This is a genomic window from Amycolatopsis orientalis DSM 43388 (genome assembly GCF_000411975.1).
Taxonomy (GTDB): domain Bacteria; phylum Actinomycetota; class Actinomycetes; order Mycobacteriales; family Pseudonocardiaceae; genus Amycolatopsis; species Amycolatopsis orientalis_D.
In genome coordinates, this window is the sequence record NZ_ASXG01000120.1 from 16361 (window position 1) to 28658 (window position 12298).

Below are 12298 nucleotides of genomic sequence, written 5' to 3' on the forward strand. Positions count from 1 at the left end.
GACCCGCGCGGAGGCGGGTCGCCCTTCGGGGAAAACAGCTCAGCCCTTGGTGCGCCGGTTGAACTTGCGCACCGCCAGGAACGCGGCCGCGACGGTGATGACGCCCCACCAGGCGAGCGCGAGCCACGCCGTGCCGCCGGCCGGGGTGCCGTTCATCAGCGCGCGCACCGCGTCCATCAGCACGGTGAACGGCTGGTTGTCCACGATCACGCGCAGCACGCCGGGCATCGCCTGGGTCGGCACGAGAGCGCTGGACGCGTACGGCACGAAGACGAGGATCATGCCGAGACCGCCGGCGCCTTCGACCGTCTTCGAGATCGAACCGAGCAGCACCGCCAGCCAGAAAACGCCGGCCGCGAACAGGACCAGCAGTCCGATCGCGGCGAGCCAGCCGAGTGCGCTGCCGCCGGGGCGGAAGCCGATCGCGAAACCGATCGCCACCATGATCACGAACGACACGAGGCTGCGCAGCATCCCCGCGGCGACGTGGCCGACGAGCACCGCGGGGCCGAACATCGGCATCGAGCGGAAGCGTTCCACGAGGCCCTGGGTGAGGTCCGCGGCGACGCCGACGACGGTGGTCGTCGAGTTGAAGCCGATGCTGATCGCCAGCAGGCCGGGCACCAGGTAGTCGATGTAGGCCATGCCGGGCACGTTGATCGCGGGCCCGAACATGAAGCGGAACAGCAGAAGCAGCACGACCGGCAGCGACACCGCCTGCAGCAGCATCTCCGGGTTCCGCGTGATGTGCTTGACGTTGCGCCCGATCAGCACGCGGAAGTCGGACAGCACCGAGGCGAGCCCGGCGCTTTCGGGCGCCGCGGGGATCCGCGCCCCCTCGGTTTCCCTGGACAAGGTCTGGGTCATCACTTCGCTCCCGCGGTTGAGGTGAGGGTGTGGAACACGTCGTCGAGCGTCGGTTCGGACAGCTCGATCCCGGCGGGCTCGAGCCCGGCGTCGGCGACTCGGTTGAGCGTCGCCCGCACCTGGCCGGGATGGTCGATCGGGACGCTGACCGCCTCCTCCAGCAGCACGCCGCCGGTGACCTGCTGCGCGCGGCCCGCCTCGGCGTCCGACGCGAAGGTCAGCTTGAGCCGTTCGGTGCCGACGCGGCGCTTCAGCTCGGTCGCGGTGCCCTCGGCGACGACGCGGCCCTTGTCGATGACCGCGATCCGGTCGGCGAGCTGGTCGGCCTCGTCGAGGTACTGCGTGGTGAGGAGGACCGTGGTGCCGCCGTCGAGGAGTTTGCGGATCGCGTCCCACATCGCCGAGCGGCTGCGCGGGTCGAGACCCGTGGTGGGCTCGTCGAGGAACAGCACCGGCGGCGACGTGATCAGGCTGATCGCGAGGTCCAGCCTGCGCCGCATGCCGCCGGAGTAAGTCTTGACCGGGCGCTCTCCCGCCTCCACGAGGTCGAACTGCGCGAGCAGTTCGGTGGCCCGCTCCTTCGCCCGCGCGATCGGCAAATGGAACAGCCGCCCCATCATTTCCAGGTTTTCGCGTCCGGTGAGCAGTTCGTCGACCGCGGTGTTCTGTCCGGTGAGGCCGATCTGCTCGCGGACCTTGCGGGTGCGCTTGGCGACGTCGTGCCCGTTCACGGTCACGGTGCCGCCGTCGGCCTCCAGGAGGGTGCTGAGGATCCGCACCGTCGTGGTCTTGCCGGCGCCGTTGGGGCCCAGCAGCGCGAACATCGTGCCCCGCTCGACGCTGAGGTCGACGCTTTCCAGGACGTCGACATCGCCGTAGGACTTGCGCAGCCCCCGTGCTTCGATTGCGTAGCCGGTGACCATCGGGTTACCTCTCCTCGGTTCGGTCAAGCGGGGAAACTGTCGGGATCAAGTGGGCCACAGCGGCCGCGAGAGCGGCAATACCGGCCGCGCCCGATAGGGGTGGGCTAATCGTCGTCCCCACCCCCGATTGCCATGCTGATCAACGCGTCGGTGTCCAGCTCGTCGATCGTGTCCTCGGCCACCGCGGACGGCTCCTCTTCGAGGTGCTCGGCCTGCTCCGGAATCCGGATGCCCGCCAGTTCGAGCAGCCCGTCGAGCAGGCCCGCCGAACGCAGCCGCTCCAGCGGGATCTCCGCCAGCGCGTCCCGGATTCCCTTCTCCGACAACGGTTCCGGCGCGGTTTCGGCCGGGGCCAGTTCGGACACCAGGTGCTCGGCCAGGATCCGCGGCGTCGGGTAGTCGAAGATCAGGCTGACCGGAAGCTTCAGTCCGGTGACGAGGCTGAGCTTGTTGCGGAACCCGGTGGCGGACAAGGAATCGAAGCCGACCTCGTTGAACGAGCGGTCCGGTTCCACCGCCTCCGGACCGGCGTGCCCGAGCAGCGTGGCGGCGTGCGCGCGCACCAGCGCGAGCACGGTCGGCACCCGCTTCCCGGGCGGGAGCGCACCGAGTTTCTGCGCCAGCGATTCGGTGTCCTCCACCGCGTCCTGAGCCGCGCGACGGCCGCGAGCGCCGGCGAGTTCGCGCAGGACTGCCGGGAGGTCGTCGTCGCCCGAGGACGCCAGTACCCGGGTGTCCAGCGCGATCGGCACGAGCAGAGGTTCCGGGGAACCCGCTGCCGCGTCGAGCAGCCGCAGACCGTCCGCCGTGGACAGCGCGGTGATGCCGGTTTCGCCGATGCGGTGGGCGTCCGCGTCCTCGAGTGCCGCGCCCATGCCGCCGCCCCACAGGCCCCAGGCAAGCGAGGAGCCCGCGAGTCCCTCGCGTCGGCGGCGGACCGCCAGTGCGTCGAGGTAGGCGTTGGCCGCGGCGTAACTGCCCTGCCCCGGCGCGCCGAGCACGCCGGCGGCCGAGGAGAAAAGGACGAACGCGGTCAAGTTGCGGTCGCGGGTCAGCTCGTCGAGGGCGGCCGCGGCGTCGACCTTCGGGCGCAGGACGTGGTCGAGGCGTTCTGGCGTAAGGGAATTCAGCACGCCGTCGTCCAGCACGCCTGCCGCGTGCACGACCCCGCGCAGGTCGATTCCTTCCAGCAGTGCGGAAACCGCGGTCCGGTCTGCCACGTCGCATGCGGCGAGCGTGACCGCGGCACCGAGTTCGGTCAGTTCGTCCCGCAGTTCGGTCGCGCCGGGTGCGTCCGCGCCGCGACGGCTGACCAGCAGCAGGTTCCGCACGCCGTGCTCGCTCACCAGGTGCCGGGCGACGGAACCGCCGAGCGCGCCGGTCGCGCCGGTGATCAGCACCGTGCCGTCCGGATCCCAGACCGGCGCGGCAGCCGCGTCGGCCGCCCGCTGCAGGCGTGGCACCAGCACCGCACCGGCGCGAAGAGCGACCTGCGGTTCGTCCGACGCCGATACCGCGGCCAGGGTGCGGCCGCTCGGCGTTCCGGTGCCGAGGTCGACCAGGGTGATCCGGTCCGGGTGCTCGGCCTGCGCCGAGCGGACCAGGCCAGCCACCGCGGCACCGACCGGGTCGGGGCTTTCCTCGGCGTCGGCCGCGACCGCGCCGCGGGTGACCACCAGCAGCGAGCCCTCCGGACGGCCGAGGAACGTCTGCAGTTCGCCGAGGACGCGGTGCAGTTCGGCGTGCACGTCGTCGCCGGCGGCAGGCAGCACGACCAGTCCGGACGCGCCGTCGACGCTGGCCGCGGCGGTCGCGCCGAGCGTCTCGGTGAGACCGAACGGGTCGTCGCCGACCACCGTCCAGTCGGTGACCTCCGGGACCGCGTCCAGGTCGGTCTGCTCCCACGCGAGGCGGAACAGCGACTCCGCGCCCCCGGTTTCGGCGGCCTGAGGCTGTGCCGACATCGGACGCAGCAGCAGCGAATCCACCGAGGCGACCGGCGCGCCAGTGCCGTCGGCGATCTTCAATGCTGCCGCTCCGGAGCCGATCTGCTTCACGTGCACTCGCAGCGTCGTCGCACCGACCGCGTGCAGCCGGACGCCTTCCCACGCGAACGGCAGCGCCGGTTCGTCGCCGACCGCGCCGGAGACGCCGATGGTGTGCAAGGCGGCGTCGAGTACAGCCGGGTGGATGCCGTAACGGTCCACATCGGACACCGCGGCGGGTAGCTGGATCTCCGCGAACGCTTCCCCGTCGCCCTTCCAAGCAGCGACGAGTCCGCGGAAAGCCGGACCATACGCGAGGCCGTCAGCGGCTAGTTCCTCGTAGGTGCCTTCAAGCTGCACCTGCTCGGCGGCGGGCGGCCAGGCGGACAGGTCGAACTTCTCCGCCCTGCCCGCCTTGGCGAGGCGTCCGGTGGCGTGCCGGGTCCACGGGACGCCGTCCGCGGCGCCTTCCGGTCGCGAATGGACAGTGAACGTCCGGACCCCGTTTTCCGCGGCATCGAGCGCGAACTGCACCCGCACGCCGGCCCGCTCGGGCACCACCAGCGGGTACTCGAGGGTCAGCTCGTCCAGCCTCGGGCAGCCCGCCTCGTCGCCAGCCCGGATCGCCATCTCGACGAAACCGGTGCCGGGGAACAGGATCGAGCCGCCGACGACGTGGTCGGCCAGCCACGGGTGCGTGCCGACGGACAGCCGTCCGGTGAACAGCAGGCCCTGCGCACCGGCCAGCTCCGTTGCGGTGCCGAGCAGCGGGTGGTCTTCCTGGCCCGGCGCGGCGGCGGTGCTTTCCAGCCAGTACCGCTGGCGCTGGAACGGATACGTCGGCACCGGGACCGGGTGCGCGCCGGTCGGTGCGTAGATCGCTGCCCAGTCGACGTCGACGCCGCTGACGTGCAACTGCGCGACCCCGGTCAACGCGGCGACCGCCTCGTCCTGCTCCTTGTGCAGCAGCGACGCGAGCACGAGCCCGTCCGGACGCTCGTCGAGGCAGGCGTCGGCCATCGCGGTGAGCGTGGTGTCCGGGCCCACCTCGAGGAACCGGGTCACGCCGTCCGCGGCGGCCCGGGCGACCGCGTCGCGGAACCGCACGCCCGCGCGGACCTGGTTCACCCAGTACTCCGGCGACGTCAGATCGTCGGCGGGCTCGCCGGTGACCGTCGAGATGATCGGGATCCTCGGCTCCGCATAGGACAGTCCTTCCGCGACAGTACGGAACTCGGCGAGCATCGGGTCCATCAGTCGCGAGTGGAACGCGTGCGAGACGCGGAGTTGCTTGGTGCGCTCGAACTTCGCCGCCACTTCGGCGACCGCTTCCGCGGCCCCGGAGATCACCACGGCGGTCGGGCCGTTCACCGCGGCAAGGTCCACCGTGTCCCCGGCGGCTTCGCGAACTGCTTCCGGCGTCCCGTCGATCGCGACCATCGCACCGCCGGCCGGCAGTGCCTGCATCAGCGCACCGCGCGCCACCACCAGCTTCGCCGCGTCGGCCAGCGAGAACACGCCAGCGCAGTGCGCGGCGGCGAGTTCGCCGATCGAGTGCCCGGCGAGCAGATCCGGCTTCACGCCCCAGGACCGGACGGTGCGGAACAGCGCGACTTCCAGCGCGAACAGGGCCGGTTGCGTCCAGCGGGTCTCGTCGAGGCCGTCGCCGCTTTCGATCACTTCGCGCAGCGGACGGTCGAGGTGCTTGTCGAGCTCGGCGCACACCTCGTCGTAGGCCTCGGCGAATGCCGGGTACCGCGCGGCCAGCTGCGTGCCCATCTGCGCGCGCTGCGAACCCTGGCCCGCGAACAGGAAGGCGGTCCGGCCGCTCCCAGTGGCGACGCCGCGGACGACGCCCCGTGCGTCCTCCTCGTCCACCAAGGCCGCCAAGCCGCGCACGAACTGCGGCGAGCGACTGCCGATCAGCACTGCCCGGCGGTCGAACGCACTGCGCGTCGTCGCCAGCGAGAGACCGATGTCGGCGAGGCTGCCTTCCGGTTCCTCGTCCACATAGGACATCAGCTGCTCGGCCTTGGCGCGCAGCGCCGTCGCACCGCGGCCGGAGACCGGCCAGGCGACCGGACCGTCGTACTCCGGACCGGTCGAGCCAGTGACCTCGCGCCGGTCGCCTTCCTCCAGGATGACATGCGCGTTCGTGCCGCTCACCCCGAAGGACGAGACACCGACGCGGCGGGTGTGGCCGTTGGGCAGCCACTTCACCGGCTCGGCGAGCACGCGCACCGCGCCGGTGGACCAGTTGATCTCGCTGGACGGTTTGCCGACGTGCAGCGTGGCCGGGAGTTCGCCGTGCCGCATCGCCTCGATCATCTTGATCACGCCGGCCGCGCCGGCGGCGGCCTGGGTGTGCCCGATGTTCGACTTCACCGAACCGATCCACAACGGACGGTCCGCGGACGTCTGCGTGCCGTAAGTGGCCAGCAGCGCCTGGACTTCGATCGGGTCGCCGAGCTTCGTGCCGGTGCCGTGCGCCTCGACGGCGTCCACATCGGACGGCTCCAGTCCGGCGTCGGCCAGCGCGGCGCGGATCACCCGCTGCTGCGCGGGCCCGTTCGGCGCGGTCAGGCCGTTCGACGTGCCGTCCTGGTTCACCGCGCTGCCCTTGAGAATGGCGAGCACCGGGTGGCCGTTGGCGCGGGCGTCGGACAGGCGCTCCAGCACCAGCACGCCGACGCCTTCGGACCAGGTCGTGCCGTCGGCGTCGTCGGAGAACACCTTGCACCGGCCGTCGGCCGCGAGACCTTGCTGGCGGCTGAATTCCACGAAGGTCTCCGGCGTGGCCATCACCGTGACGCCGCCGGCCAGCGCGAGCGAGCAGTCGCCGCCGCGCAGCGCCTGGGCCGCCATGTGCATCGCGACCAGCGACGACGAGCACGCGGTGTCCACCGACACGGCCGGGCCCTCGAGGCCGAGGGTGTAGGACACGCGCCCGGTGACGATCGAGCCGGCGCTGTTCGCGCCCACGTAGTCGTGGTACTGCACGCCCGCGTACACCCCGGTCGGGCTGCCCTTGAGCGATACCGGGTCGATGCCGGACCGCTCCAGCGCTTCCCAGGACGCTTCGAGCAGCAGCCGCTGCTGCGGGTCGATCATCGGCGCTTCCTTCGGCGAGACGCCGAAGAACGTCGGGTCGAAATCGCCCGCGTCGTAGACGAATCCGCCGCGGGCGACGTAGGTCGTGCCGGGTCGACGGCCGGTCGGGTCGAGCAGGCCGTCGAGGTCCCAGCCGCGGTCGGCCGGGAAGTCCCCGATCGCGTCGCGGCCCTCGGCGACCAGCTCCCAGAGCTGTTCCGGCGAGGTGACGCCGCCGGGCAGGCGGCAGGCCATGCCGACGATCGCGATCGGCTCGGCCGAAGTGTCCTTAGTGGACACGGTGCTGACCTCGGCCGCGGTACCGGCCAGCTCCGCGAGCAGGTGTGCGGCGAGCGCGGTCGGCGTCGGGTGGTCGAAGATCAGGGTCGCGGGCAGCCGCTGGCCGGTGGCCGCGGTGAGGCCGTTGCGGAGTTCGATCGCGGTCAGCGAGTCGAAGCCGAGCGACTGGAACTGCGCCGACGGTTCGATCTCGTGTGCGGCGCGGTAGCCGAGCACGGTGGCGGCGTGGCTGCGCACCAGTTCCAGCACCGCGTCGCGACGGTCTTCTTCGGCCAGACCCAGCAGGCGTCCGGCAAACGAGTCCACAGCGGACTCAGCAGCGGCGGCAACCCGGCGAGTGGTGCGGCCGACGAGTTGTTCCAGCGTGCGCGGGAGCCGGTCAAGCTTGCGCAGCACCGGCAGGTCGAGCTTCGCCGGGACCGCGGTCGGCTTGCGGACCGCGATGGCGCGGTCGAACAGCGCCAGCCCCTCCGCAGTGGACAGTGGCACGATGCCGCTCGCCGCGAGGCGCTGCACCTCCTCTTCGGTGAGCGTGCCGCCCATGCCGCCGACCTCGCCCCACAGGCCCCAGTCCAGCGACAGACCCGGCAGGCCGTGCGCGACCCGATGTGCCGCGAGGGCGTCCAGGTACGCGTTGGCCGCGGCGTAGCTGCCCTGGCCGGGCGCGCCGAGCACGCCGGAGACCGACGAGAACAGCACGAATGCGGACAGCGCGATCTCGCGGGTGAGTTCGTGCAGGTTCAGCGCGCCGTCGACCTTCGGGGCGAGCACCGCGTCGACTCGTTCCGGGGTGAGTGCGGTGACCACCCCGTCGTCGAGAACGCCGGCGGCGTGCACGACCGCGGTGAGCGGGTTCTCCGCCGGCAGCGACGCCAGCACGCCGGCCAGCGCCTCGCGGTCGGCGACATCGCACCGCTCCAGCCGGACGTCGACCTCGCGTTCGCGCAGCTCGGCGGCCAGTTCGCCGAGGGCGGGCGTGATCCGGCGGCTGAGCAGCAGCAACCGGCGGACGCCGTGCTCGGCGACCAGGTGCCGGGCGAGTTTCCCGCCCAGCGCGCCGGACGCGCCGGTGACCAGCACTGTGCCGTGCGGGCAGAAGTACGGCCGCTCCAGCTCGGGCGTCGTGCGGACGAGCCGCGGCACCAGGACGGTGCCGAGCCGGACCGCCGCCTGCGCTTCGCCAGAGGCCAGGACCTGCGGCAACACCGCTTCCGGCGCGGTTTCGGCGTCGAGGTCGAGTAGGACGACAGCGTCCGGGTTCTCCTCCTGCGCGGAACGGACCAGGCCCCAGACCGCGGAGGCGGCGAGGTCGGTGACGTCCCCGGCAGCCGGGACCGCGCCGCGAGTGACGACGACGAGCCGGGCGTGCGCGGGGTGTTCCGCGGACAGCCACGTCTGAAGCGCGGCCAGCACGCGGTGCGTCAGCTCATGGGTTTCCGCCGCGGTGCCGGATTCGCCGACACACTCCAGGATCTGCGTGTCCGCAGTGTCCACAGTGGTCTCGATGTCCGCCGAACGCTGCCACTCGATCCGGTAGAGCGGAGCGGCCTGCTCAGCGACCGGAGCGGAGAACGCGCGGAACACCGTCTCCGCGACCGTCGCGACCGGAGCGCCGGCCGGGTCGGCAAGCGCGATCTGGAAACCGTCCTCTGTGGTCGGAGTGAACCGCACGCGCAGTGCGGTGGCACCAGTGGCGTGCAGCTCAACACCGGTCCAGCAGAACGGAACCCGGCCGACGCCTCCGTCACCGCCACCGGCCACCCGCAGCGCGTGGGTGCACGCGTCGAGCGCGGCCGGGTGCAGGCCGAATCGGTCAGCGTCGCTGTCATCCGGCAGCGCAACCTCGGCGAAGATCTCGCCGTCGCGCTGCCAGACTGCTTGCAGGGAACGGAAAAGCGGGCCGTAGGTGAGTCCGGTGTCGGCGAAGTCGTCGTACAGGCCGTCGATGGCGACCGGTGCCGCACCGGCGGGCGGCCATTCGGTCAGCTCGGTGCCGCCGTTGGCCGACTGCGGAGCGACGCTGCCGCTCGCGTGCAGGGTCCAGTCGGCGTCGTCGTCCTCGGGTCGGGAGTGGACAGTGACCGACCGGACATCGCGCTCCCCCGCCGCGCCGACGGTGACCTGCACCTGGATGCCGCCGCGGGCGGGCAGCACGAGCGGGCTGCCCAGGGTCAGTTCCTCGATCCGGCCGGAGCCGACCTGGTCACCGGCGCGGACGACGAGTTCCAGGAACGCCGTGCCGGGCACGGTGACCGCGTCGCCGAGCTGGTGTTCAGCCAGCCACGGATGCGTCTCGACGGACAGCCGGCCGGTCAGCACCACGCCGTCGGTGTCGGCGAACGCGACGGCCGCGCCGAGCAGCGGGTGCCCGGCCGACGTCAGCCCAGCCGCGGTGACCTCGTCGCGGTTGGCGCGAGCGTCGAGCCAGTAGCGCTTGCGCTGGAAGGCATACGGCGGGAGGTCGACGCGCTGGGCGCCACGGTCGGCGAAAACCGCGGCCCAGTCCGGGTTCAGGCCGCTGACGAACAGCTCAGCCAGCGCGGTGAGCGCTGCGGCCGGTTCGTCACGGTCCTTGCGAAGCACCGGAACCACGAGCGCGTCGGACGTCTGGCGGACCAGCGCGGACAGCACACCGTCCGGGCCGACCTCGACGAAGCGTCCGACGCCTTGCGCGGCAAGGGTTTCCACGCCGTCGTGGAACCGGACCGCGGCACGCACCTGCCGCACCCAGTAGTCCGGAGTGGACATGTCGACTTCCGGTCCGACCGTGGAAACCAGCGGGATCTCCGGCTGGTGGTAGGTCAGGCCGCGGGCCACCGTGGCGAACTCCGCGAGCATCGGCGCCATCAGCGGCGAGTGGAACGCGTGCGACACCTTGAGCTTCGAAGACTTCTGCCCGGCGAACTTCGCGACCACCGCGGCGACCGCGTCTTCGGCGCCGGAAAGCACGACGGAATCGGGACCGTTGAGCGCGGCGATGCTGACGTCGTCGGTCAAGTGCGGGGTGACCTCGTCCTCGGTCGCCTGCAGGGCCACCATCGAGCCACCGGACGGCAGCGCCTGCATCAGGCTGGCCCGCGCGGCCACCAGTGCGGCGGCGTCGGCCAGCGAGAAGATCCCGGCGACGTGCGCGGCGGCGAGTTCGCCGATCGAGTGGCCGAGCAGAAAGTCCGGCTTGATCCCCCACGACGCGAGCAGCCGGAACAGCGCGACCTCGATCGCGAAGAGCGCGGGCTGGGTGTAGCCGGTCTGGTTGATCAGCCGGGGTTTGTCGAATAGGACTGTCTTGAGTGGACGGTCGAGGTGCTGGTCCAGTTCGGCGCAGACCTCGTCCAGCGCCTCGCGGAAGACCGGGAACGCGGCGGCCAGCGCGGCCCCCATCCCGGCCCGCTGCGCGCCTTGTCCGGAGAACAGGAACGCGGTCAGCCCTTCGACCTGCGTGCCGCTGACCACGTCCGGACTGGCAACGCCCTCGGCGAGCGCGGCGATGGCCTGCTTCGGGTCCTCGGCCAGCACGACCGCCCGATGCGACAGCGGCGACCGCGAGGTGGCGAGCGAAAAGCCCAGGTCGAGCGGGGCCGCAGCCGACGAGACCAATTGCGCGGCCTGCGCCCGCAGCGCGGCACTGCCGTGGCCGGCGAGCGGCAGCGGAACCGCGACGCCGTCCGGCCAGCTCGGCGGCACCGGCGCAGCGGTCTCTACCGGGGGCGCTTCCTCCAGGATGACGTGCGCGTTGGTGCCGCTCACGCCGAACGACGAAACACCCGCGCGACGCGGCCGGTCCCCCGCCGCCCACGGACGCTCGGTGCGCAGCAGCTCAACCGAGCCGGAGGACCAGTCGACCTCAGTGGACGGTTCGGTGACGTGCAGCGTGCGCGGCAGCAGACCGTGCCGCATCGCCTGCACCATCTTGATCACGCCGCTGACGCCCGCCGCCGCCTGCGCGTGGCCGATGTTCGACTTGATCGACCCGAGCCACAGCGGCTCGGTGCGGTCCTGGCCGTAGGTGGCCAGCAAGGCTTGCGCCTCAATGGGATCGCCCAGCGTGGTGCCGGTGCCATGCCCCTCGACCGCGTCCACATCGGACGCCGACAGCCGGGCGTTGGCCAGCGCCTGCCGGATCACCCGCTGCTGTGAAGGACCGTTCGGCGCGGTGAGGCCGTTGGACGCGCCGTCGGAGTTCACCGCGGAGCCGCGCACGACCGCGAGCACCGGGTGCCCGTTGCGCTGCGCGTCGGAAAGCCGTTCCAGCAACAGGGTTCCGGCCCCCTCGGCCCAGCCGGTGCCGTCCGCGCTGTCCGAGAACGCCTTGCACCGGCCGTCGGGCGCCAGGCCGCGCTGCCGGCTGAAAGCGAGGAACGGGCCGGGCCGCGACATGATCATCACGCCGCCGGCCAGGGCGAGCGAGCAATCGCGCTGGCGCAGCGACTGCACCGCCAAGTGCAGCGCGACCAGCGAGGAGGAGCACGCGGAGTCGATCGTGACGGCCGGGCCTTCCAGACCGAGCGCGTACGCGATCCGGCCGGAGATGACCGAGCCGGCGTTGCCGGTGCTCAGGTAGTCCTCGACCTCGCCCGCGAGCACGGACTGCGGCAGCTCGTCGTAGTAGTCCTGCCCGCCGCTGCCGACGAACACGCCGACCTGCTGTTTCGCCAGCGAATGCGGCGCGATGCCGGCGCGCTCGAAGGTCTCCCACGCCAGCTCCAGCACGAGCCGCTGCTGCGGGTCCATCGCGAGCGCCTCGCGCGGCGAGATGCCGAAGAACGGGGCGTCGAACTCGCCCGCGTCGTGCACGAACCCGCCTTGGGAGACGTAGCTCGTGCCAGGGCTGTCCGGATCGGCGTCGAACAGCCGGTCCAGCGCCCAGCCGCGGTCGGCGGGGAACTCCCCGATCGCGTCCCGGCCGTTCGCGACCAGCTCCCACAGGTCGTCGGCGGACCGGACGCCGCCCGGGTAGCGGCAGCCCATCGCCACGATCGCGATCGGCTCGGATTCGGCGGCCTCGACCGCGCGCAGCCGCGCCCGCGTCTCCTGCAGATTGGCGGTGACCCGCTTCAGGTAGTCGACCAGCTTGGTTTCGTCGGTCCTGGCTTCGTCAGACATCTGGAGAACCTCTTGTCGCAGAATCAGGGG

At 71.9% G+C, this 12298-nt stretch carries 3 protein-coding genes; all 3 read right to left on the reverse strand.

Annotated elements, in window-relative coordinates; genetic code table 11:
* Positions 1-39: 39 nt before the first annotated feature.
* The 3 genes from L942_RS22570 to L942_RS22580 all read right to left on the reverse strand — a co-directional run bounded on the left by L942_RS22570 (position 40) and on the right by L942_RS22580 (position 12295).
* Positions 40-867, reverse strand: a complete 828-nt coding sequence (locus L942_RS22570; protein WP_081655175.1) for an ABC transporter permease — start codon at positions 865-867, stop codon at positions 40-42.
* Entirely contained in the window at positions 867-1790 is a 924-nt protein-coding gene (locus tag L942_RS22575) for a daunorubicin resistance protein DrrA family ABC transporter ATP-binding protein (protein ID WP_037363832.1), read from the reverse strand. Before L942_RS22575 ends, L942_RS22570 begins: the two co-directional genes overlap by 1 nt.
* A gap of 104 nt (positions 1791-1894) precedes the next feature.
* Positions 1895-12295, reverse strand: coding sequence for a type I polyketide synthase (locus tag L942_RS22580; protein ID WP_081655176.1), 10401 nt, complete (start codon positions 12293-12295; stop codon positions 1895-1897).
* Positions 12296-12298 lie beyond the last annotated feature (3 nt).

Excerpts from the sequence above, each read along its gene's own strand:
- L942_RS22570 (WP_081655175.1), bottom strand. The coding sequence starts at position 867 with ATGACCCAGACCTTGTCCAGGGAAACCGAGGGGGCGCGGATCCCCGCG.
- L942_RS22575 (WP_037363832.1), bottom strand. The coding sequence starts at position 1,790 with ATGGTCACCGGCTACGCAATCGAAGCACGGGGGCTGCGCAAGTCCTAC.